At 44.7% G+C, this 23,109-nt stretch carries 23 protein-coding genes; 6 read left to right on the top strand and 17 right to left on the bottom strand.

What is annotated here, in order from left to right:
• Window positions 1-23: 23 nt before the first annotated feature.
• The 4 genes from V5G21_RS13345 to V5G21_RS13330 are packed head-to-tail and all read right to left on the bottom strand — an operon-like array spanning window position 24 to window position 4,678.
• The gene (locus tag V5G21_RS13345; RefSeq protein ID WP_095326835.1) at window positions 24-1,511 is read right to left on the bottom strand and encodes a Na+/H+ antiporter subunit D; all 1,488 of its coding nucleotides are present in this window, start codon (window positions 1,509-1,511) and stop codon (window positions 24-26) included.
• Window positions 1,504-1,848 (bottom strand): Na(+)/H(+) antiporter subunit C, encoded by a 345-nt coding sequence (locus V5G21_RS13340; protein ID WP_011245644.1) that lies wholly within the window; start codon window positions 1,846-1,848, stop codon window positions 1,504-1,506. The genes V5G21_RS13345 and V5G21_RS13340 overlap by 8 nt, the downstream gene beginning before the upstream one ends.
• A 3-nt stretch (window positions 1,849-1,851) precedes the next feature.
• On the bottom strand, window positions 1,852-2,274 hold the full coding sequence (locus V5G21_RS13335; RefSeq protein WP_011245643.1) for a Na(+)/H(+) antiporter subunit B: 423 nt from the start codon (window positions 2,272-2,274) through the stop codon (window positions 1,852-1,854).
• Window positions 2,261-4,678, bottom strand: coding sequence for a Na+/H+ antiporter subunit A (locus tag V5G21_RS13330; protein WP_011245642.1), 2,418 nt, complete (start codon window positions 4,676-4,678; stop codon window positions 2,261-2,263). The genes V5G21_RS13335 and V5G21_RS13330 overlap by 14 nt, the downstream gene beginning before the upstream one ends.
• A 627-nt stretch (window positions 4,679-5,305) precedes the next feature.
• Here V5G21_RS13330 and V5G21_RS13325 point away from each other — a divergent pair.
• Entirely contained in the window at window positions 5,306-5,992 is a 687-nt protein-coding gene (locus V5G21_RS13325) for a universal stress protein (protein WP_011245641.1), read from the top strand.
• Window positions 5,993-6,057: 65 nt separating this feature from the next.
• On the opposite strand, the gene V5G21_RS13320 is transcribed toward V5G21_RS13325, so the two are convergent.
• A complete protein-coding gene (locus tag V5G21_RS13320; RefSeq protein WP_011245640.1) occupies window positions 6,058-6,654 on the bottom strand; it encodes a nitroreductase family protein in 597 nt (198 codons plus the stop codon).
• 195 nt (window positions 6,655-6,849) lie between these two features.
• Here V5G21_RS13320 and V5G21_RS13315 point away from each other — a divergent pair, with 195 nt between their 5' ends.
• Window positions 6,850-7,191 carry a winged helix-turn-helix transcriptional regulator gene (locus V5G21_RS13315; RefSeq protein ID WP_094978853.1) on the top strand — a complete coding sequence of 114 codons (342 nt, stop codon included), beginning with the start codon at window positions 6,850-6,852 and terminating at the stop codon, window positions 7,189-7,191.
• 69 nt (window positions 7,192-7,260) lie between these two features.
• Here V5G21_RS13315 and V5G21_RS13310 read toward each other — a convergent pair whose 3' ends face one another.
• Genes V5G21_RS13310 through V5G21_RS13275 form a run of 8 tightly spaced genes read right to left on the bottom strand, consistent with a single transcriptional unit; the run spans window position 7,261 to window position 15,520 of the window.
• Window positions 7,261-8,259: an ABC transporter ATP-binding protein gene (locus tag V5G21_RS13310; protein WP_035204984.1), complete on the bottom strand. Its 999-nt coding sequence runs from the start codon at window positions 8,257-8,259 to the stop codon at window positions 7,261-7,263.
• Window positions 8,259-9,164, bottom strand: a complete 906-nt coding sequence (locus V5G21_RS13305; RefSeq protein ID WP_051881242.1) for a C40 family peptidase — start codon at window positions 9,162-9,164, stop codon at window positions 8,259-8,261. Before V5G21_RS13305 ends, V5G21_RS13310 begins: the two co-directional genes overlap by 1 nt.
• Entirely contained in the window at window positions 9,161-10,099 is a 939-nt protein-coding gene (locus tag V5G21_RS13300) for a S66 peptidase family protein (RefSeq protein WP_035204987.1), read from the bottom strand. The genes V5G21_RS13305 and V5G21_RS13300 overlap by 4 nt, the downstream gene beginning before the upstream one ends.
• A gap of 60 nt (window positions 10,100-10,159) precedes the next feature.
• Window positions 10,160-11,806: a peptide ABC transporter substrate-binding protein gene (locus tag V5G21_RS13295; protein WP_011245635.1), complete on the bottom strand. Its 1,647-nt coding sequence runs from the start codon at window positions 11,804-11,806 to the stop codon at window positions 10,160-10,162.
• 13 nt (window positions 11,807-11,819) lie between these two features.
• Window positions 11,820-12,815 carry an ABC transporter ATP-binding protein gene (locus V5G21_RS13290; protein WP_035204991.1) on the bottom strand — a complete coding sequence of 332 codons (996 nt, stop codon included), beginning with the start codon at window positions 12,813-12,815 and terminating at the stop codon, window positions 11,820-11,822.
• Window positions 12,816-12,818: 3 nt separating this feature from the next.
• Entirely contained in the window at window positions 12,819-13,760 is a 942-nt protein-coding gene (locus V5G21_RS13285; RefSeq protein ID WP_011245633.1) for an ABC transporter permease, read from the bottom strand.
• Window positions 13,760-14,683 (bottom strand): ABC transporter permease, encoded by a 924-nt coding sequence (locus V5G21_RS13280; protein ID WP_073305729.1) that lies wholly within the window; start codon window positions 14,681-14,683, stop codon window positions 13,760-13,762. The genes V5G21_RS13285 and V5G21_RS13280 overlap by 1 nt, the downstream gene beginning before the upstream one ends.
• Window positions 14,684-14,698: 15 nt before the next feature.
• On the bottom strand, window positions 14,699-15,520 hold the full coding sequence (locus V5G21_RS13275) for a M55 family metallopeptidase (RefSeq protein WP_011245631.1): 822 nt from the start codon (window positions 15,518-15,520) through the stop codon (window positions 14,699-14,701).
• 323 nt (window positions 15,521-15,843) lie between these two features.
• Between V5G21_RS13275 and V5G21_RS13270 the strand changes: the two genes are divergently transcribed.
• Window positions 15,844-17,112 carry a sensor histidine kinase gene (locus V5G21_RS13270; protein ID WP_304528012.1) on the top strand — a complete coding sequence of 423 codons (1,269 nt, stop codon included), beginning with the start codon at window positions 15,844-15,846 and terminating at the stop codon, window positions 17,110-17,112.
• Complete coding sequence (locus V5G21_RS13265) at window positions 17,109-17,978, top strand: response regulator (RefSeq protein ID WP_304528013.1); 870 nt, start codon at window positions 17,109-17,111, stop codon at window positions 17,976-17,978. The genes V5G21_RS13270 and V5G21_RS13265 overlap by 4 nt, the downstream gene beginning before the upstream one ends.
• On the opposite strand, the gene V5G21_RS13260 is transcribed toward V5G21_RS13265, so the two are convergent.
• From V5G21_RS13260 to V5G21_RS13245, 4 genes are read right to left on the bottom strand one after another with little or no spacing between them, the layout of a single operon-like run.
• Window positions 17,975-18,628 (bottom strand): amino acid ABC transporter permease, encoded by a 654-nt coding sequence (locus V5G21_RS13260; RefSeq protein ID WP_011245628.1) that lies wholly within the window; start codon window positions 18,626-18,628, stop codon window positions 17,975-17,977. The genes V5G21_RS13265 and V5G21_RS13260 overlap by 4 nt on opposite strands.
• Window positions 18,629-19,264, bottom strand: coding sequence for an amino acid ABC transporter permease (locus V5G21_RS13255; RefSeq protein ID WP_011245627.1), 636 nt, complete (start codon window positions 19,262-19,264; stop codon window positions 18,629-18,631).
• 60 nt (window positions 19,265-19,324) lie between these two features.
• Window positions 19,325-20,146: a transporter substrate-binding domain-containing protein gene (locus V5G21_RS13250; protein ID WP_011245626.1), complete on the bottom strand. Its 822-nt coding sequence runs from the start codon at window positions 20,144-20,146 to the stop codon at window positions 19,325-19,327.
• Window positions 20,147-20,201: 55 nt separating this feature from the next.
• Entirely contained in the window at window positions 20,202-20,927 is a 726-nt protein-coding gene (locus V5G21_RS13245) for an amino acid ABC transporter ATP-binding protein (protein WP_011245625.1), read from the bottom strand.
• A 155-nt stretch (window positions 20,928-21,082) separates the two neighbouring features.
• On the opposite strand from V5G21_RS13245, the gene rarD reads away from it, so the two are divergent.
• Both rarD and V5G21_RS13235 read left to right on the top strand, forming a co-directional pair.
• The gene (gene rarD / locus V5G21_RS13240; RefSeq protein ID WP_338464818.1) at window positions 21,083-21,991 is read left to right on the top strand and encodes an EamA family transporter RarD; all 909 of its coding nucleotides are present in this window, start codon (window positions 21,083-21,085) and stop codon (window positions 21,989-21,991) included.
• Between the two features lie 48 nt (window positions 21,992-22,039).
• Window positions 22,040-23,104 carry a lactonase family protein gene (locus V5G21_RS13235; RefSeq protein WP_084140102.1) on the top strand — a complete coding sequence of 355 codons (1,065 nt, stop codon included), beginning with the start codon at window positions 22,040-22,042 and terminating at the stop codon, window positions 23,102-23,104.
• The last annotated feature ends 5 nt before the right edge of the window (window positions 23,105-23,109 follow it).

Genomic DNA, 23,109 nt, shown 5'->3' with positions numbered 1-23,109 from the left:
CTTTGTTGTCGATCCTTCCATACTTAAGCGCCTCCTCGATTTAACACAGCATCAATATAGATTTGTGGGTTTAGCAACGTATTTACTGCATCTTGGACAATGCCAGAAATACTTTCAGCGCCGAGACCTAATGCCAGTGTTGCTGCACCAAGAAGAGCGCAAGGGAGGATCATGCCTGTTTTCAGTGGAACCATCTCGTCAGTGCCAATAATCGTTTCGCCCCAAAACACAGTGCGGAAAATCCGCAACAGCGAATAAAGGACAAATATACTTGAAATGAGCGTAACGGCCAATAGAACAAACGCTTGGCCGTCAATGGCACCCTGCGCGACAAACACTTTGCCGACAAACCCACTTAATGGCGGAATACCAGCTAGTGAAATGGTTGCCAGGAAAAACAGCCAGCCTAGTAACGGATAGTTGCGAATCATGCCACTCATCCGTTCAAGTCGTTGTGTTCCTGATAAATAAATCGTTACCCCTACTAATAAAAACAAAAACGCTTTGACGATCATGTCATGCACAAGGTAATAGATCGAACCTTCAATCGCCGCTTCGTTGAAGATCGCAAGTCCGCTCAAAATAAAGCCTACTGCGATAACAACATTATAAGAAACAATTTTCCGCAAATCATTGTAAGCGACCGCTCCAATGCTGCCACCAACCATCGTCACAATCGCCATAACCGCTATGATCGTATGGGTTAGTTCTGGTTCGTGGTAAAACAACATCGTGAAGAAGCGGAACAATGCATATATCCCTACTTTGGTAAGCAATGCCCCAAACAACGCTGCAATGGCCATAGGCGGCGCCCCGTATGCCCCAGGCAACCAAAAATAAAGGAGCAAGCCAGCTTTTAAACTAAAGACGAGTAAGAAAACAATCGCAATTGTCGTTAGGATTGGTGGTTGACCAGCTTCAGCAATCCGCACCGACAAATGGGCCAAGTTTAACGTCCCCGTCACACCGTATAAATAAGCGATGGCAATTAAGAAAATAAAAGAAGATAGGACATTGACAAGCACATACTTAATTGCTTCCCGCAACTGGACACGTTCTCCGCCAAGCACGATCAAGGCGTACGAAGCAAGAAGCATGACTTCAAAACAGACATACAAGTTAAACAAATCGCCTGTTAAAAACGAGCCAGAAACGCCCGCCAACAGCAAGTGGACAAGAGGATAAACAAACATGTTTTCTTTGTCTTTGCCCATGGTTGAGAACGAGTAAAGCGAACAAATGGTGGCAATGAAATAGGTCGTGGCCGTTAGCAACAATGAAAACGAATCGCCGACAAAAGAAATACCAAACGGAGGAGACCAACCACCAAAATCAAGCGTTATAATGCCTTCCTGCTGAACATGAAACAACAAATAAATACTAAGACCAAAAGTAAAGAGCAACGTCGCAAAACTAATGACTCGCTGCCATTTGACAAAAGGCCGCAAAAAAATGAGAAGGATGCCTACAAGCAGCGGGAGAACCATCGGCAGTACAAGTAAATTATTCATCATCATCGAGTCCCCTTAACTTTGTAAGATCATCCGTGCCTAAGTCTCGGTACGTCCGATAGGCCAATACTAAGAAAAGCGCCGTTACGCCAAAGCTAATCACAATTGCAGTTAAAATGAGCGCCTGTGGGAGTGCGTCTGTGTAAGAAGTTGCTTCCTCCCCAAGCAACGGGGCGCTTGAGTCTCCCGAAAAGCCGCCCATAATCATAATGAGCAAGTGAACAGCGTGGGACATAATGGCAGTGCCCAAAATCACACGGAGCAAGCTTTTGGAAAGGATTAAATAAGTGGCGACCGTAACAAGCACGCCGACCAATAGAGACATCATAGTTTCCATAAGCTAAACATCCTCACTTATACTCAGAATAATAGTAATGACAGTGCCAATAACGGCGAGTGCGACACCTGCTTCAAACAAGATGACAGACGCAAACGCCACATCACCTAAAATCGGCAAAGGTAGATGGACTTCTTCTTGAGTAAGAAAAGGAACACCAAAGGCAATCGACGCCGTCCCCGTGGCCACAGAGAGGAAAGCCCCTGCCCCTGCAACCATTTTAAAATCGATTGGCATGCCTCTTTGCACGGTTTCGATATCAAATGCCAAGTACATCAGCACAAATGCCGAAGAGAGGACGAGTCCCCCGACAAAGCCGCCGCCAGGTTCGTAATGCCCGGCTAAAAATAAATGAACGCCGTACGTTAAAATGATGAAAACGGCCACTTTCGTCACTGTCCGTAAAATGACATCATTTGCCTTCAAGGTCACGTCCCCCCTTACTCGCCTTCAGCTTGATAAGCACATACACGCCAAGACCAGCTATGAGCAACACTACGACTTCAAGCATCGTATCGAATGCACGGAAGTCGCCGAGAATGGCGTTAACAATATTCTTTGCGCCTGCAAGTTCATAGGCATTTTCATAAAAAGCGGAAATGGAGTCAAACAAGCGATTGCTGTTGACTGACAGCGCCAGAACAGTCACCATGGCTCCTGTTGCCACTGCAATAAGCCCGTTGAGTAGCTTTGGCTTCGTCTTGTGCTTTTGTTTGTCCCAATCAGGCAGGAAATAAAAACAAAGCAAGAACAATGCAGCTGTTACCGTTTCGATGACAAGCTGTGTCAGCGCTAAATCAGGGGCACGGAAAAAGACAAAAAACAATGCTACTAAATAACCAAGAACGCCGTTTAAAAGAATGCCAGTCATTCTGGATTTAGCAAATAGGATTGAAATCGCTGTAATCGCCATTACAGCGGCGAGAATTCCTTCATAAATACTAATAGGAGCATCATTCGAGACATTAAAAGACAACGCGCCTGTCGTTAAGGCAACCGTATATACAAGCCCCAATATCACAAGGAATATATAGAGCAAATAGTGGTACATATTCCCTGTCATATAGCGGTTTGTTATTTCATTCGAGCGTCTTTCAACCGAAATCAGCGCTCCATTGTATAGGCGATCAAGCGATAGCATTGCCGGAAAGAGAGAATACACACCAACCCAACGTGGCAACGACCGGTATAGAACTAGACCTAAACCAACAATCCCTAGCGTCATGAGCAATTCTGTATTGATCCCGTGCCACGCCTTGATCTGATAGTCGAATACTCCTGCATCTATAAACGCAGGCATAACGGCCCCGTATGCTGGTTTAAGCAAAAATTCGCCTAATACATTCGGGAAGAAGAAGAACGCGACAACCAGGCTCGCTAAAATAACAGGCGAGACAAGCATGCCAAACGGTGCTTCATGCGCTGACTTTTCCAGTTTTTCTGGCTGATGTTCACCAAAAAACGTTTTGAATATGAGAATCAAACAATAGACAAAGGTGAGCACGCTCGCCAGCCATGCAATGATCGGAAATAGCAGGCCCCATGTCTCAACTGAGAAAAATGGCAGCTCTATTATGCGCAAAACGGCCGTAAAAAACATTTCTTTGCTTAGAAAGCCATTAAATGGCGGCAAACCTGCCATCGAAAAGCTGCCAATCACCGCTACTGTAAACGTGACTGGCATGACTGTCATCAATCCGCCTAGCTTGCGAATGTCCCGCGTCCCTGTTTCATGGTCGACAATACCTACAACCATAAACAGTGCCCCTTTAAACGTCGAATGGTTTACGAGGTGGAACAAAGCTGCAAAAATCGCGAGTGAATAATAAAAAGATTGATTGTCTATAACGTCAAAATGCAGCGCTGCCGAACCGAGCCCGAGCAATGTCATAATCAATCCTAATTGGCTGATCGTCGAGTAAGCAAGAAGGGCTTTTAAATCGGTTTGGCGAATTGCTGTAAATGAGCCCCAGAATAGCGTCACAATTCCTACGATACTGACAACCCAAAACCAAACGGCCTCTCCGCCAAAAACAGGCGTAAACCGGGCAACTAAGTAAATGCCCGCCTTGACCATTGTAGCTGAGTGGAGATACGCACTAACAGGCGTTGGGGCCTCCATTGCGTCAGGCAACCAAATATGAAACGGAAATTGGGCTGATTTCGTAAATGCACCTAATAGAATGAGCAGCATCGCTGGCACAAAGAGGGCATGGCTAGCATAGTCGCCCATCCCGCCAATAATTTCTCTTACGCTGAATGTGCCTGCAAACGAACTAAGCATTAAAAATCCTGCAAGCATGCCAATTCCGCCCATCACCGTAATCAACATCGATTTTTGGGCGCCGTATCGAGATTGGCGGCGATGGTGCCAGTAAGCAATAAGCAAAAACGATGAAATGCTCGTTAATTCCCAAAATACATAAAGCACTAGCAAATTATCTGAAAACACAACGCCGAGCATAGCTCCCATAAACATGAGTAAATAAATATAAAAATGATGCAATGATTCCCGTTCTTTCGAAAGGTAATAAATCGAATAGAGGATCACCAAGCTTCCAACGCCTGTGATAAGCAACGCAAAGATTAAACCTAACCCGTCTAAATACGCTGTAAAATTAATGCCAAGTGACGGCAGCCAAGGGATTGAGGAATAGAATGTTTCTCCATTAGCAACAGCTGGAATATAACTAGCCAATATCGCGAAAAGGGCGACTGGTACAGCCAGTACAAACCAACCCGTATGAATGGCAGATAACCTTTTATATAGGAAGGGGATGAAAAGAGCGACTATAAAAGGTGTTAAAATAGCAATGTTTACAGTGTACAAAACGCGACCTCCTTTTTCTCAAGTTAAACTGCGTAAATCTATGTACGTATTCATTCCTTTCGCTTATGTCCTTCCAAGTGTACCCTAAAAAAACCAAGCCAATCAAAGCTTGTGCTTCCTAGAGAGAAAGTGTATGATGAAAGCAAAATATTGGAATGTCTGCTTTATGCCAGCTCGAAATCGCGCAACGGAGTGGATGCTGCACGGAAAAGCCAATTCGCCTGCTTTGGACGCTAGGCCTTTTATATACTTTTCCAGAGCACGAGGGAAGGCCAAAAAAGCATGAGGGTTGTTTGTAAAAAATGAACCGTTGGTGATTTACTTGTCGATTAAAAGTATATACTATTTTTAAAGGCAATGCACACAATACGCCTTGGGCCACACAAAAATGTCACAGGCAGTATGTCGGCCCAAGCAAACGAACGTAATTGGCATTCAATAAAGAGGAGAAAGAAATTTAATCTTTTTTGTAGAAACAATTGAAATTCGTCCATCGCCGTTATATAATAACAAAGTTTTCAATATGCCTCGGTGGCAATGAGCTGACTGAGGGCAGAAGCCATATTCAGACCTAAACGTCATTCTTCATTGTTGGTTCGATAACATAATTAACTGAGGTGATTTTTTATGAAAAAAGCTAAAGGACGCATGGATGAAAGCATCCTCGTATGCGTTTATTACGGGCCAAACGGCGAACGGTTAATTAAACGCGGTGCTAAAATTGCTAACATGCTTGACTGCCCTTTATATATATTAACGGTTGACCCACTCCCTTATGATGAGTTAGATGCCGAAAAATCGGCCTATATTGATAGGTGGAAAGAGCTGGCGGAAGAATATGATGTTGAAGAATTTATTATTCGTGATAATGAAAAGAAACCGGCGGTAAAAGTAATCGCTGAAGTGGCGAGAGAACATCATATTACGCAAATCATTATCGGCCAAACAGCTAAAAGCCGATGGGAAGAAATTACGAAAGGTTCCTTTATGAACGTGCTTCTCCGCGAGATTCCTTTCGTCGATTTCCACGTCGTTTCCTGTGACCGGGCGATCAAAGGACTCGAAGGCCACTTTGAAAAAGGCGTGCGTGCCTATCTTGTAGAAGACGAAGAAGGGTATCGTCTTATGTTCAGCCATACGAAAGATGCTAAATATGAAGGCATATTCTTTAAAGAAACGGGAACGGACTTCAATAACGGCATTTTCAAATTTATGCGCCATAACAAAATGTGCCAAGTCCACATTACTGATGACCGTGTGACAGAGCCGACCAAAATTTATCCACAATTAAAAGAAGAAGCGTTGCGAAAATAAGATTGTTGCCTTGTCGCGGCAATCAAAAAGCCAGTTGAGGACATAAACTCAACTGGCTTTTCGTATTACTTATATAATTTAACACGATCTTCAAGCGGCAAAAATTCTTTCTCTCCTGGCTCTTGCACAGGTTTGCCAAAAGGCATTTGCGCACGAAGTTTCCACGTTTCTGGAACATTCCATTCTTTTATCACCAATTCGTCAACAATCGGGTTATAATGTTGCAACGAAGCACCAAATCCTTCGTTTTCTAAACCAGTCCATACAGCAAGTTGATGCATGCCTGAGGATTGCTCTGACCAAATCGGAAAGTTTTCCGCATAAAGCGGGTAAGACTCTTGTAGCTTCAGAATTGGCTCCTGGTCTTCAAAAAACAATACAGTACCGTACCCTGCTTTGAATCCATCCATTTTCTGTTGTGTGCCTGAGAAGTCTCCGTCTCCGACTACTGCTTTTAAAGCATCTGTCGTTAAATCCCAAAACTTGTCATGTTCTTTTCCAAGCAGAATGATCACGCGTGCTGATTGGGAATTAAACGCAGACGGAACATGTTTTACAGCATGCTCGACGACTTCTTTAATGCGTTCATCTGATGCGACAGGGTCTTTGCTAATTGCGTAATAGGAACGCCGTTTCTCAATTGCTTCAAAAAAAGTAGCCATTGAAATTCTCTCCTTTGTATGGTTTTTCTTTTTTAGTCTATCCAATCCCCAATGAATAAAACAGTACGCACTTTAAAGTACGTTAGTATAATAAAAGAAACTATAGAGGCTAAAAAGGCCAGGCAAAAAGATTGTCTATATCCATTTGTTTGTCATATAGTATATAAAAAGAAACTGTTAAAAGGAGTGGAAACGATGGAATCCTGCGAAGTAGATACAGCGTTAGAAATTCTGGTCGGAAAATGGAAACATAAAATTTTATTTCAGTTAATGACACATGACGTTATGCGGTTTAATGAATTGAAACGTGCTATTCCGGGCATAACCCAAAAAATGTTAACATCACAACTTCGAGAGTTAGAATCTCATGATATTGTAGAGAGAAAAGTTTATCCACAAATCCCGCCCAAAGTGGAATACTCCATTTCTGAATATGGGAAAAGCTTACAGCCTGTTTTAGACGCCATGCACGAGTGGGGAAAGAACCATACGGACCACCTCAACAGGACATACGCTGAAACAAACGAACAATCTTAATCAAAGACCCCCCTCGCCAAATGAAGGCAGGGGGTAAACGTATTTTAGCGCTTGCTCCTAACGGGCTAGTTAACCGTGAGTCGCAGCGGCTTCTCCATGTTTCGGCGTGGTGCCTTCGTATAGATGACAAGCTGCAAAATGGCCGGGCTGGTATTCCAGCATTTGCGGTTCAATGAGCGCGCATCGCTCCATTGCTTTCGGGCAACGTGTCCGAAAAACACAGCCACTTGGCGGCGAAAGCGGGCTTGGAATCTCTCCCTTTAGCAAAATTTGCTCACGCTTGTCTTCTAAATCTGGGTCTGGAATCGGAATCGCTGAAAGCAATGCTTCTGTGTATGGGTGAAGTGGATTCTTATAAAGCGCCTCGCTTGTTGTCAGCTCGACTAGTTTGCCCAAATACATCACGCCAATGCGATCGCTTATATGGCGGACCATCGATAAGTCGTGGGCAATAAACAAAAAGGTTAATCCCTTTTCACGTTGGAGTTTACGTAGCAAATTGACTATTTGTGCTTGGATGGAGACGTCTAAAGCCGAAATGGGCTCATCAGCAACAATAAACTCTGGATCGACGGCAAGAGCCCGAGCAATGCCAATTCTTTGCCGTTGGCCGCCACTAAATTCATGTGGATAGCGATTGGCATGCTCAGCGCCTAAACCAACTGTTTGCAACAGCTCATAAACCTTTTCCTTACGGCGGCTCCCTGTATAGAGCTGATGGATGTCGATTCCTTCGGCAATAATGTCCATTACGACAGAACGAGGATTTAATGAAGCGTATGGATCTTGGAAAATCATTTGCATGCTTCGATTCAGTGCTTTTGCTTGCTTTTGTCCAGTTTTATGGACATCGGTGCCTTTAAACTTCACCGACCCAGACGTTCGTTCATACAAACGAAGGATTGTGCGGCCAAGCGTTGACTTTCCACAGCCTGATTCGCCAACAAGTCCTAGCATTTCTCCTTTCTTAATGGCAAAAGAAACGCCGTCGACCGCTTTAAGCGTTTGGTTTTTGCGTATAGCAAAATGTTTTTTTAAATCCGTCACTTCCAAAAGCGGCTCACTCACTAAATGTCCCTCCAACTAGGCGCGCTTAAAAAACGGCGCACTGCGCAAAGTTCTTTTTCATATATAGTTCCAGCAAGGGGTATTTGCTCGACTGTTTTCCCTGTTTTTGGAGCATGAATCATTTCTCCATTGCCAGCGTACATGGCTACATGGTGAATCGCTCCTGTTCCATTGTCATGACCAAAATAGAGCAAATCGCCGATAGCCGGCCTGCTTGTATCAACGATTTCCCCGGTCAAGACTTGATTGGAGGCATCCCTCGGAATAAGAATGCCGCTGGCACGATGGATCGCATAAACAAACCCGGAGCAGTCAAAACCAAATCCACTCATTCCTCCCCATAGATAGGGAAGGCCAATAAACTGGCGAGCGCTTTTTAACAATGCCTCCCCTGTCCGTTCCCTCGGCCCCTCTTCTATATCAGTCCGTTTAACAATCCCTGTTCCAAGAGGCGTGTCGACATGGATGACATACTCTTCAACTTCCACGACTGCTAGTTCTGTACCAAAACTAAGCGTCAGCCATTTTTGGTGTTTTTCAGTAAACAACGGCGCGACCGTGCTTGAAATCCGGACTGTTTTCATAGCAGGAGGGCTTTTTTCCTGGAGCTGGCAAAGGGGGATCCATCCTGGGTACCCTTCCTTATGTTTCGTAGTTGGCTGGTTTGGCAATAGCACTTCAGCCCACTTGCCTACTTCCTGTATGATCAGCACAGCCTCGCCAAACAAAACCTGGCTTTGGACGCGGTTTTCCGTACAAAGTGCTAAGCGCTCGTTATAGGAAAGTTGTTCAAGCCACTCTTCATAGCAACTGGTTGCACAGATTATTTTTTCGTCAATCGCTCTTGGCGAATCCTTTGATGTCCAAAGTGTCACAACTGGCTCAGCTGCCTGTGCTTCCTTCATTGCCCTTCCCCCCTCACACCAGCTTCAACGACAAAACGTTTGCGCTCCGTATCTAAAACGGCCATGGCTCCATATGGAACAGACAATGCAGGAGAGCAATGGCCAATTTGAAAACCGCTTATACACGGCTTGCCAGATGCAGAAAAATATTCATCCAATACTTCTTGCAGTGTAAACGAATGTTGGCGCTTTTTCGGCTCACAGCCGTTAAAGTTGCCGATAACAAAACCTGCAGAATCATCAAGCTTTCCGGCAAGCCTAAGCTGGTTAAGCATTCGGTCAATTCGATAGGGTTCTTCCTCAATTTCTTCAATAAACAAAAGAGCGTCTTTTGTATCGATTTCATAGGGCGTTCCGATCATGCTAGCAAGCAACGTCAAATTCCCGCCAACCAATTTCCCTGTAGCCATGCCTTGTGCTAAAACGCGCAACGGCTGACGTGTTTGCTCAAACACTTGCTGGCGAGGCGCCATGATCTGTGATAATCCGGCTAATGTTGCCCCTTCCAATTCGCTATTGCCAAGGTCAGAACTAAGCATGGGCCCATGAAACGTCACTAACCCTGTTTGCTGATGGATCGCAACATGCAAGCACGTAATGTCGCTATACCCCCAAAATACTTTCGGATGTTCGGCGATTAATTTGTAATTCAGGCGGTCTACAATTCTTGGTGTTCCATATCCTCCGCAAGCACAAAACACGCCACGCACGTCTTCATTGGCAAACATCGCTTCCAAATCAGCCACACGCTCGGCATCCGTGCCCCCTAAGTAACCGTGGCGTTTGCCTACCGAGGGAGCAAGCAACACCTGAAGCCCCATCTCTTCATACAAAGATTTTGCTTTTTCAATACGGGCGAGATCTGGTGGACTTGCCGGAGCGACCACGCCAATGACATCACCCTTTTTTAACGCTTTTGGTAAGATAGCCTCCACAAGCCATTCCCCCTTTGCAAAACGGGCATGAGGGAAGAGCGCCCTCTCCCCTCATGCCTTTTAATTAATGTCAGCCCATTTCAGCTCAATATAGCCAACAGGATGGCGGACAACGCCTGTCACGGAGTCGTTTTCTAAGATTGGCTGGTTATAAAAGTAAAGAGGGAAAATCGGCATTTCTTCCATTAACAGTGCTTCTGCCTCATGGAGCAACGCAAACCGCCGCTCTTCCTCGCCTTCCTCCTTAGACTCGGCAATCAACCGATCATACTCTTCGTTCTCCCAACCAGTCCGGTTCATAGAGCTGCCTGCGACAAAACTTTCAAGGAAGTTGACTGGATCAGCGTAGTCGGCGATAAACGAAGACCGGGACATTTGCAGTTCTAAATTGCGTTGCTGATCTAGGAAAACACTTGATTCAACGACTGCCAGCTCAACGGAAACGCCTAAGTTTTCTTGATACATTTGTTGGAGTGTTTCAGCAATGCGCTGATGCTCATCCACTCCTGAGCTATATGAAAGCGTGACAGGAGGCAATTCTGAATAGCCTTCTTCAGCCATCCCTTCTTCAAGCAATGCTTTTGCTTCGTCTGGGTCATACTCAAGCAAGTCACCGCCTGATTCACGGAAGTCACCGCCGCCAGGTTCGGTAAATCCGTAGGAAACAAATGCCCCTGCCGGTTCCTGGTTTTGGCGAATGACGCTATCAACTATCGCCTGGCGGTCAACTGCTTTGGCAAATGCTTGGCGGATTTTTTGATTTTGGAACGGCTCTTCAGTCACTAAAAACCGGTAAAAGTATGTGCCTGCTTGTTCTAATAGGTCAACCTCTCCCTCTGCAATCAGCTGTTCGGCCATGTCTGCCGGCGGTGCGGCTGCATGAAGGTTTCCTTGTTCATACATTTGGTAGGCAGTCATTGCATCTTCAAGCATGAGCCATTTGACACCGTCAAGAGCGACATTTTCCGCATCCCAATACTGGTCGTTTCTCTCCATCCGCAATTCCGAGTTATGGTCCCAACCAGCGAGGACAAATGGACCGTTGCTTACATACGTGTCTGCTTCTGTATGCCAATCAGGGTTTTCTTCTGCTGTTGCTTTATGAACTGGGAAAAACGATGGATTGGCAATGATGCTAAGGAAATATTGTTGCGGGCTAGTCAATACAACCTCAAGTGTTTTGTCATCGATAGCCGTCACGGCCATATCCTCGGCTGAGCCTTCTCCTGCATTGTATTCAGCAGCCCCTTCAATCAATTCAGCTAAAAAAGCTGCTGAGGAAGCGGTCTCTGGATTGACAAGTTCTTTCCAGGCATATTCAAAGTCTTCTGCTGTCACAGGCTCCCCATTGGACCAATTGGCATCATCGCGGATATGGAACGTATACGTCAAACCGTCATCGGAGATTTCCCAACTCTCAGCTGTTGCTTCCTCTGGCGTATGGTCAGAACCAAGCCGTGTAAGCCCTTCCATTATGTTATTCAGCGGCGCATTCGAAACTGCTTCGAACGCAATTTGTGGATTCAAAGAGACAGGCTCATTGCCATTGTTCAAAATCAAGATTTTTTCCTCTGCTTTTTCTTCTGTCCCTGTTTCCCCCTCTGTTGTTTCTGGTGGATTTTCGTCAGTTGACGTCCCGGTTGTACAAGCCGCGAGCGTCCATACAAAGCTTGCCGCTAGTGGAGCATAATACCATCTCTTTTTCATCGTGCTTCCCCCTTTAAGCTAACTCTTTAAAAACTTGTTTGGCGCGTGGATCTTGGAGCCAGCATGAAACAGCATGCGTTCCTGTTATCTTCGTTTCCGCTGGCATATGGGAACGGCAAACATCCATGGCGTACGCGCAGCGTGGCGCAAATGGACATCCTGCCGGCGGTGCAAATAAATCAGGCGGCGTGCCGCCAATTGGTTCAAGCTCAGCTTCACTGCCGTCTAGGCGGGGAACTGAATGTAACAATCCTTTTGTATAAGGGTGCTGAGGGTTATAAAACAATTCTCTGCGATTGCTTGTTTCAACGATTTTTCCGGCATACATGACATGCACACGGTCAGCAAGCTGAGCGACAACGCCCAAATCATGGGTAATTAACATGATCGCGACTCCTGTCTGCCGTTGAATGTCTTTAAAAAGCTTTAAAATTTGTGCTTGGATCGTAACATCAAGCGCCGTTGTTGGTTCATCAGCAATGAGAATGTCCGGTTTGCAAATAAGCGCCATCGCAATCATGAGACGCTGCCTCATCCCGCCACTAAACTCATGAGGGTACTGCTTTAGCCGTTCTTTCCCGTTGGCAATGCCCACGACTTCAAGCATTTCCAACGCTTTGTGATTAGCCTCGCTTGCAGAAATTGACGTATGCTTGCGGATGCCTTCAGTCAATTGTGTGCCGACTGTTAATGATGGATTGAGCGAGGTCATCGGGTCTTGGAAAATCATCGAAATTTCGTTCCCTTGGATACGGCGCATTTTTTTAGCGGACAGCTTCGTCAAATCTTGGCCTTTAAATAAAATTTCTCCCTGTTTGATCGCGGCGCTCCCTTTTGGCAACAGGCCCATGATGCTTTGTGCTGTTACGCTCTTGCCGCAGCCGCTCTCGCCAACAACAGCAAGTGTTTCTCCTTTTTCCAGACTCAGATTGACTCCTCGGACTGCTTGAACTTCACCGCCATATGTTTTAAATGCTATATGCAGCTGTTTTAATTGCAATAAAGCCAAATGCTACCGCCTCCTTGTTTTTGGGTCGAGTGCATCTTGCAAACCGTCGCCAAAGACGTTAAAGGCAAACATGGTGAGCGAGATGAAAAAGGCAGGGAAAAACAGACGCCACCAATGGCCTGTCAATATAGAGGACAAACCGTTATTGGCGAGCGATCCCCAGGAAGCAAAAGGCGCTTGAATGCCAAGCCCTAAAAAACTTAAAAATGCTTCCGCGAAAATCGCTGAGGGGATGGTCAACGTCATTTGGATGATGATCGGCCCCATTGTATTCGGTAAAAGGCTCTTTCGAATAATATGCGAAGTGCTCCCGCCAAATACTTTTGAAGCAAGCACATATTCATTTTGTTTTAATGACAGCACTTGACCGCGGACAATTCGGGCCATTCCGACCCACCCGGTTACAGTCAACGCGATAATAATCGTAAGCAAACCTGGCCCCATAATAACCATAAGCAGTATGACAACTAGCAAGTAAGGCAAGCCGTACAAAATTTCAACAATCCGCATCATGGTCGAATCGACGCGCCCACCTTTGTAACCAGAGATTCCTCCATAAACAATCCCAATTAGGCAATCGATCGCGGCTGCAGCAAGGCCAACAAATAGTGAAATTCGGGCACCGTACCAAGTTCTGGCAAACATATCACGGCCAAGCTCGTCTGTACCAAACCAATGTTCAGACGAAGGGGGCATGTTGACTTTCGTTAAATCGCCGGCAGTGACGCTATGAGGAGTAATCCATGGGCCGATCACCGCCATGACGCCAAGAGCGACCATCGTCGCAAGTCCAAACATCGCCAATTTGTTTTCTCGCAAGCGGACCCACGCTGAATGCCAATAAGACAAAGAGGGACGAACGACTTTTTCGGCACTGTCAGTCTGTACCGCTTTTTTAAATAAAGCGTCATCAACTGGCTGCTGGTTCGAATCAAGAAGCGCCATTAGTGGCCCTCCTTCCGATGCAGTTTAATTCTTGGGTCAAGAAAACCGTAAACAATGTCAACAAGGAACAGCATAACCAGCAGAATGGCGCTATAAAAAATCGTTGTACCCATAATCACTGGATAGTCGCGGTTATTGATCCCTTCGACAAAATAACGACCAATACCTGGTATGGCAAAAATCTTTTCAATCACAAAACTGCCAGTTAAAACGCCGGCGATTAGTGTGCCCAGTATGGTCGCAACAGGCATGAGGCCATTTCGCAACGCATGTTTGACGACAATTGTCACAGGGGATAGCCCTTTTGCCTGTGCCGTCCGGATATAATCTTGTGTCAGTACATCAACCATCGTTGACCTTGTTAATCTAGCTATAATCGCCATTGGCGACGTAGCAAGGGCAAAAACGGGCAAGATCATATGCTGCCAGCTCTGCCATGTCGCAATTGGCAAATAATCTTTAAATGAGTGTATAAGTAAAGCAGCCAAAATGAAATTAGGAACTGAAAGGCCAAGCACAGCAAAAGTCATTAGCGTATAATCGATTAGGCCATTGCGCTTTAGCGCCGACAGGACCCCTAAAATAACGCCTGAAACAAGGGCAATGGCAATGGCATACACTCCAAGTTCCAAAGAAACAGGAAAGCCTCTTGCGATTAAATCATTGACGGATACGCCTGGTTGTGCAATCGAAGGCCCGAATTCAAACTGCATGAGTGATTGCAAATACGAGAAGTACTGGTCGATCACTGGCTGGTCAAGCCCAAAGTAAGCTTCTAAATTGGCACGTACTGTTTCATTTGTCGTCTGTTCACTATTGAGCGGCGAACCTGGCACTGCATGCATAAGCGTGAAGGTAGCCGTAATAATGACCCATAACGTGAGTAACATTGCTAAAAAACGTCTGCTCACATATTTAAGCATGTGGATCGCCTCTTTCTAGCAAAACGTCGTTTGCATGGCAAGCTCAGTCATGACAAGCATCGCCTGGTACGCTTCCTTAACGTCTTTTGCTGCAAATTTAACAGTTGTGCCTGTCTCTAATTCAGCGCCAGGCATTAACGCTGCCCATTCCGCTTGCCCGTAATTGGCAAATTCAATATGTAAAATAGGCTGCTTGTTTGCAATGAGCGGTTCCACTTTGCCGCTTTTCATTAAAGCTTCCTTTGTTTTTGTTTGCAACAACGCTTTGCTTTTTGCAGGCGTTAAACAGAGAGCAGACGAACGGGATTGTGCTGTTTTTACTATAGCAGTTGTCACATTAGGAATGAGCGCTTCCGCTTCTTTTGCGGCCTGGTCATCTCCTGCTACAAGCAATACCGGAACGCCGTAATAGCCGGCTAAATAAGCATTTAACCCCATTTCCCCGATTTCATGGCCATCAAGCCACATCGAACGGACGCCAAAAATCATCGTATGGCTCATGACTCCTGGCATAGAAGCCCTGGAGTGGTAGCCTATAAAGAAAGCGCCGTCGAACGAATCGTCGAGCCCTTGTACCATTGAATACGGTTTAACCTCGCCAGAAACCAATTCAATTTCTGCAAGAAGCCGCTCCACAAGCAAATTATTCATTTTCCCATGTGAGTCATTGACGACAAATCGTTTGCAACCAAAGGCAAACGCAGCTTCTGCTACATGGTTTACCTCGTCTGTCATTAACTGTTGGCCCCGTTCATAAAACCGTTCGCCGGGCGTTACAAACTGGCGGTCAACAAGCCCTGTGATCCCTTCCATGTCAACTGACGAATAAATGTTCATTTATTTCCCTCTCTTCAGCCTTATCTGTCCAGTATGATAGTTAGTATTCTAAGAAAAAGATCGTTTTCCTGCTCTTCTTGCAGAAAATAAAAAAGAATCGTGTCAACTTTTCTGGCAAAGCCATGACTATAGCACATTAGACTTACGCTGAATGAACTAAAAAACTTCTTATTACGACAATAAAAGTGCTGATTTATTTTACTCCTTGTGTATAATATATGGACATAGCGTTATTTCTCCTAGATATCGGCTAGTGCTGCATTGCCCGCTTTGGGGCTCAATTTTTGTTCCATTTGCAATTTTTCAATGAAACAGGTGGACTTATGCGTTCGAAAAAATGGCTTACTGTCGTCTTCATTGGCGTGGCGACTGCTCTAATGGGTGAGCTCCGTTTCGCCCCATTTGGTTGGGAATTCCGGTTTGGCATGGGTAGTAGCACATTCTTTTTTCTGCTCCTTGCTTTTAGGCAAGCCCCCCCTTTTCTAACGGGGATTTTGACAGGAGCGGTTGTCGTACTGTTTCGGGTATTAACAAGTACCTTATTTTTAGAAGATCCCTACTCTTTTGTAGAAGTTCTATTTGTCCATCTTTCAGCTATGTTTTATTACTGGGCTTTCGGCTTAGGAATCACCCTTTTACCGACCAAGCTTGTCCAAAAGAACATGCTCTGGTTTGGATTATTTGTTGTCGTTATTGATATTGCCTCTAATTTAACTGAGCTCTTTGCCCGTTCGGTCTTACAAGACATTACGACTCTGTCGTGGACAGATTGGTTGGCATTATTGGTGGTTACCGTTATTCGGGTTTATTTTGTCCTTGGCGTTTACGCCAGCATCGCCCAGCATAAACAGCAGACGATCTTAAAAGAACAAAAAAAACGCTATGAAACGTTATTAAACGTAAGTGCAAGCCTTTTCGGCGAAAGCTATTACTTAAGCAAAGTGATTGAAACAGTGGAAAACATGACGAACAGAGCATTCTATCTCTATCGGAAACTAAAACAAGAACAGTCAGCGTACCACCAAGAAGCATTGCAAATTTCACAGGAGATTCACGAAATAAAAAAAGACGCACAGCGCATCCAAGCAGGATTAGCGAAACTAAACAACCATGGCCACACATTTGAGCAGTTAAACCTCAAACAATTAGGCGATTTTGCCATCAAAGGAAATGAAAGCTATAGCTTTTTTCTAAACAAACGTATTCGTTTTCGCCAAGAAATAACATCTACTTATTTAACAAATAAACATGTCGAACTTTTAAGTTGCTTAAATAACTTGTTAGCAAATGCAATCGAATCTATTGACAAGGAAGGCACGATTTTACTTTCTATTTATGAAAAAAATGAGATGACTTATTTTGAGGTGACTGACAATGGCGCTGGCATTGCAGAAGAAGATATGCATCATTTATGCGAACCGGGTTTTACAACCAAGTATCGTGAGGACGGAAGTCCCTCAACCGGAATCGGACTGACTCACGTGCAGCATATTGTCACTGACTTAGGTGGATTCCTGCAATTTGAGCGCAGCCATGTCACAAAAGTTTGTCTAGTTATTCCAACGAAGCGATTGGAGGGAAAACAACAATGATAACGTTCGCAATTATTGACGATGAGCCTGGTTGTCGGCGTATGTTAGCGTCCATTATTAAGAAAACCGGACTTGGAGAGATTGTTTTAAGTGATGAAGGGAACGCTGCTTCGATTCATGCCATTATTGCTCGCCAACCGGATATCGTCTTAATCGATCTGCTCATGCCGAAAATCGATGGTCTTGATATGATTGAGCAGTTGAAAACTGCTGGTTATCGTGGGCGTTTTGTTATGATCTCGCAAAATGACAATAAAGAATTAGTAGGTGAAGCCTATCAGCTCGGAGTGGAGTTTTTCATTCATAAACCAATCCATGCGATCGAAGTAGAGTCTGTTTTATCCTATGTAAAACGCCAGCTTCAACCTTCCCTTCCAGAAATGCAACTGGCATTAGCTCATGTGAGCCATGCGACTCATCCGCATGTTGCCCTGCAACGAGCAGCGCGGCGGACACTTGCAGAGCTAGGGATTTCAAACGAAGCAGGCGCCAAAGACTTTATCCATGCGATGGATTATTTGGCCGAGACAGGGAGCGAGCCCCTTTCATTGCGTACTTTATATAAAAAAATGGCCATAGCCCGCTTTTCCAAACCTATCGATCAAGAAAAAGAGGCAAAGGCCATTGAACAACGGATGCGCCGAGCAGTAGGAAAAGCACTGACAAACATTGCTTCCCTTGGTCTAACTGATTACGCTCATCCAAAATTTGAGTATTATGCGCCGCTTTTCTTCGATTTTCGTGAAGTGAGGCAGCGGATGAAAGAAATCGATTTAGACATGGCTCATAGTGTCGTACGCATTCATATTAAAAAATTTTTATTTGCACTTTTTGATGAAGCAAACGAAAGTAGAAAAGGTGCTTAAACGTGCTTCGCTTCAAGTTTCTTTGCAATTTTGGACAATGCAAAATTGACGACAAAGTACATGACCGCGACAAAGAATAGAATCGCGAAGACCGAATTGGAGTTATGGGCACTTAGAATGCGTGCATGGTGCATGACTTCTGGCAATGTAATAATGACCGCAAGCGAAGTATCCTTTAAAAGGGCAATGAATTGAGAAACCGTCGGTGGCATCATTTTTCGTGCTGCCTGAGGAATCAAAATCGCCCGCAACGTCTGTGTGTACGTCAATCCAGATGAACGCGCGGCCTCAATTTGCCCTTTCGGAATCGAATTTAAACCACTGCGGATAATTTCAGAAATCATCGCACCTTCAAATACGGTCAAAGCGACAATAGCTGCTACAAACGGGCTTACTTGAAACCCTAGTTCCGGTAGCAAAACAAAATGGGTAAAAAATAAAATCAACAGCAAAGGCAAACAGCGGATAATATCAACGGCCGCGCCTAATACTCTCGAAAAAACCGGAATCTTTGCATAGCGAAGAATGCCGAGTACAATGCCGACTACATAACTGCAAATGATGGCGATTAATGCCAATAATAATGTAACTTGAAATCCTTCCCATAAATAAAGGAGGTTGGATGGCGTATATGCCGATAGAAAGTCCATTTAGGCGCCCCCTTTAGCAAGGCGTTTCTCATAATAGCCGATTCCCCAGCTAAGCGGAATCGTTAAAAGTAAATAAAATAACGCAACAATGCCATATACGGCATACGGACTAAACGTCATGCTGTTAATGATATCGCCTTGGTACATTAAGTCAGCCCCTCCCACTACTGCAAGAATCGAGGAGTTTTTCACCAAGTTCAATGTTTGGTTCCCAAGTGGGGGAATGACTGTTTTGATCGCTTGCGGCAAAATGACGAAGCGCAATGCTTGTGTATAAGTTAAACCTGAGGAGCGCGCCGCCTCCATCTGGCCGGTTGGGATTGCCTGAATGCCTGCTCGTATAGCTTCAGCAATAAAGGCGCTTGTATAAATCAATAAACCTAGCGTCCCTGCTTCAAAGCCGCCTAGGCGAAATCCAAGCCAAAAAATAAAGACAGTGAGCAACAGCGGGATGTTACGGAAAAACTCAACGTAAGCAGTTCCTAGCCAATTAAGTACACGGATCGTGGAAATGCGCATGACTGCAATTAGCGTGCCGACGACGAAGCTGCCTACAAGGGCATAGGTGCTTGCTTTTAACGTCTGCAAAAAGCCAGACAAAAACGCATCCCAATAGTCAATTAAGATTGTAATCATCGTTTCGCCCCCTTTTTAAAAAGGGCAAAAGCGCAAGTTTGCGCTTTCCCCTAAGCAGTCTTATTCTGGAGACTCGCCGATCCATTTTTCATAAATTTCATCATACCGGCCAGAAGCTTTTAAGTCTGCAAGAATTTCATTGATTTTTTCCGTGAATTCGTCGTCGCCTTTGCGGACAGCAATCCCATATGGCTCGTCGGTAAATGTACCGCCAACGACTTCATAATCGCTATTTTCCTCAGCCATACCATAAAGAATGGAGTTATCCGTAGTTAGCGCATCTCCTTGACCGGACTGAAGAGCCAAGAATGCCTCTTGGTAATTTTCGAGCTCAATCACTTCGGCATCAGGCGCTTGTTCTAGCAAGTTTTGGCCTGAAGTTGCGCCCTTAACTGCAAGCACTTTTGTTCCGGCCCCGATATCGTCAATTCCTTGAATGTCGCTGCCTTTTTCCACCAATAACGACTGTCCTGCTTCAAAATACACATCAGAGAAGTTGACTTCCTTTTTGCGTTCTTCCGTAATGGTCATCGTCGCAATAATGGCATCGATTTGCCCATTGTCTAATAGTGGAATTCGTGTTTTAGACGTCACTTCTTTTAATTCGATTTTGTTTTCATCGCCTAGCAGCTCTTTTGCAATTTCCTTGGCAATATCGATGTCAAACCCTTCCACTTCGCCAGTCCCAGGATCCTTTAAGCCAAACAACCTTGTGTCAAATTTGACTCCGACCACAAATTTGTCCGCTTCCTCAATTTTTGCAAGCGTGCTTTCTTCATTGCTATTTTCTGTGCTTCCGTCTACCGTTTCATCGCCACCACCGCATGCAGAGAGAGCCAACACAGCCGCTCCTGCAAGCAATCCATTCATCCATTTTTTCATTACTTTTTCCCCCTTTAAAGTATGTGATGACCACAGCAAATACGCCTTTTAAAGCCTAATGAAGCAAACGGCTTAAGAAATGCTGTGACCTTTCTTCTCTCGGGTTTTCAAAGAAATCGATAGGCCTCGCCTCTTCTACAATTTGGCCTTCATCCATAAATATCACTCGGTCAGCTACTTCTTTAGCAAATCCCATTTCGTGGGTGACGCATACCATCGTCATCCCTTCTTTCGCTAACGTTTTCATTACGTCTAGCACTTCGCCTATCATTTCTGGGTCAAGTGCCGATGTAGGCTCGTCAAAAAGCATAATTTTCGGCTTCATCGCCAACCCTCTGGCAATCGCCACTCGTTGTTGTTGTCCGCCTGAAAGCTGGGATGGATAAGATTTTGCTTTTTCGGGTATGCCTACTTTCGTTAAGTACTGCATTGCCGTTTCTTCCGCTTCTTCTTTAGAAACTTTCAATACTTGGCGTGGGGCTAATGTAATATTGTCCAATACATTCATATGGGGATATAAATTAAAGTGTTGAAAAACCATGCTAATGTCACGGCGCAATTTATTGATATTTACTTTTTTATCATGTAAAGCAAAATCATTGACTAACAGTTTCCCATCAGTGATGGTTTCAAGCCTGTTAATGCAGCGAAGCATTGTTGATTTTCCAGACCCGGATGGCCCAAGTACAACGACCACTTCTCCACGGTCAATTGTCGTTGTTATATTTTTCAGAACATGGAAATCGCCATAATGTTTATTTACCGACTCAAATGTGATCATTGCTGTCCCCCCTCTCGATTTTGTCCATTCTTGGGCTTATACGAATGGTAAAGGCCTGCCTATAAAAACCTACAAAAACTTATAGAAACTTATTTATTCGCCCTGCGAAACAAAAATAAGGTAAACTAAAAAAAAAGTGAATTGGGGAGAGACAATTGAATACGCACAGAGGAGATACATTTGGCATTGTCGCGGCTTCTAGTTCTTATTTCATTTGGGGATTGTTGCCGCTCTATTGGGCATTGCTAAAACATTTGCCATCACTAGATATTTTAATGTACCGGATCGCGTTTGCTTTTGTTTTCATCGCTATGCTGCTCTTGTTTTCGAAGCAAAAAGCCCATTATCGTACAGAGTTGAAATGGGTATTTACGAACGGACGCGTTTTTATGAGCATCTTCGCAGCGTGTATTTTAATAAGTTTAAACTGGTTTATTTTCATCTTTGCCGTCAGCGGCGAAAAAGTGGTTGATGCAAGCCTTGGCTATTACATCAACCCCCTTTTAAATGTTGTCCTTGCCACTTTTTTCCTAAAAGAAAAACTGAGCAAAGCGGAAGTCGCAGCAGTTGCCTCAGCGACAATAGGCGTATTGCTGTTAATTATCATTGATGGCCACATTCCGTGGGCCTCTTTCGGCATGGCGCTCACTTTTTGCTTGTATGGATTCATTAAACGTGCTGCTCCATTAAGTGCCACAGGGGGCTTATTCATTGAAACGCTCCTTGTTGTCCCTGTTGCGCTTTGCTATTTCGCTTTTTTCACAGCCTATCCACTAACTAGCTTTACGCCTCTGATGATCGCCCTTCTTTTTGGTGCAGGGGTGGTGACGGCAGTGCCGTTGCTTCTTTTTTCTTATGGGGCAAAGCGGATTTCCTTTTCATTGATTGGTTTTCTACAGTATGTCGCGCCAACATTAATGCTGTTGCTAGGAATCTTTGTATTTGGCGAGCCCTTTTCCATTGTTCAGTTTTTCGCGTTTTTCTTCATTTGGGTTGGCTTAGTTGTCTTTACTTCTTCACGGCTCCTTGGCCATCGTCAGCAAAGAATAAACGCTAAAACATGAATGATTTCTGCAAATCGGTTATACTGTTGGAGACATTGTACGAGAGGAGTGTTTGGTTTGGCGATTTACCGAGGATACATTGGCACTTATTCCAAAGGAGATAGCAAAGGTGTTTATACGTTTACACTAGATACGAATACAAAGGAAATAACCGATCTTAAGCTAGCGACTGAGTTGAAAGATGCAACTTATGTGACGATCTCCGATGACAATCAATTCCTTTATGCAGTTATGAAAGAAGGCGACGCTGGCGGCATTCAATCCTTTTCCATCAATGCGCAAACCGGGGCCCTCGAACCGATCAATAAGGAAATAACAGCAGATGGTGGACCTTGCCATATTAGTGTAGACAAAGCAGGAAAACGGGCGTTGTCCGCCAACTACCATAGCGGTATGATTCATGCTTTTGCCTTGAACAATGATGGCTCAATCGCAAAAACAGTAGCAAGTGTTCAACATAAAGGCAGCGGCCCAAATGCAGAGAGGCAAGAAAAAGCCCATGCCCATTTTGCCGGTTTTACGCCTGATGAACGATACATTGTAGCGGTCGATCTAGGTACAGACGAAGTCGTGTTGTATACACTTGATGGCGAAAACGTGGCAAAACATTTTACGTTCAACGCCACGCCTGGCTCTGGGCCCCGTCATATTGCTTTCCATCCGACGGAACCATATGCCTATATTATGACTGAGTTATCCAATGAAGTCATTGTGTGTGCTTTCGATGCGATTCCTGGAACATTAAAGGAAATTCAAGTCGTGCCAACTTTGCCTGAAGGCTATGAAGATCTTAGCCAAGGCAGTGCGATCCATGTTTCCCGCGACGGCAAGTTTGTTTATGTTGGCAATCGCGGGCACAATTCAATTACAAGCTTCCGTGTTAATGAACATTCTGGCGAACTGAGCCTAGTCGAATTTGTTTCGACTGAAGGCAATTGGCCGCGGGACTTTCGCCTCGATCCAACCGAGTCCATTGTCGTTGCTTCTAACCAAGAATCAGGGGATTTAACCGTCTACTCCCGAAACAAAGATACAGGCAAACTAAGCCTTCATAAAGCCAATATTTCTGTGCCATATCCTGTTTGTGTAGCATTTTTAAGCACGCCGCTTTAAACGCA

It is taken from the genome of Shouchella rhizosphaerae, assembly GCF_036700015.1.
Classification (GTDB): Bacteria; Bacillota; Bacilli; order Bacillales; family Bacillaceae_D; genus Shouchella; species Shouchella rhizosphaerae.
The sequence above is the reverse complement of the archived record's forward strand: the minus strand, read 5'-3'. Positions and strand labels throughout refer to the sequence as shown.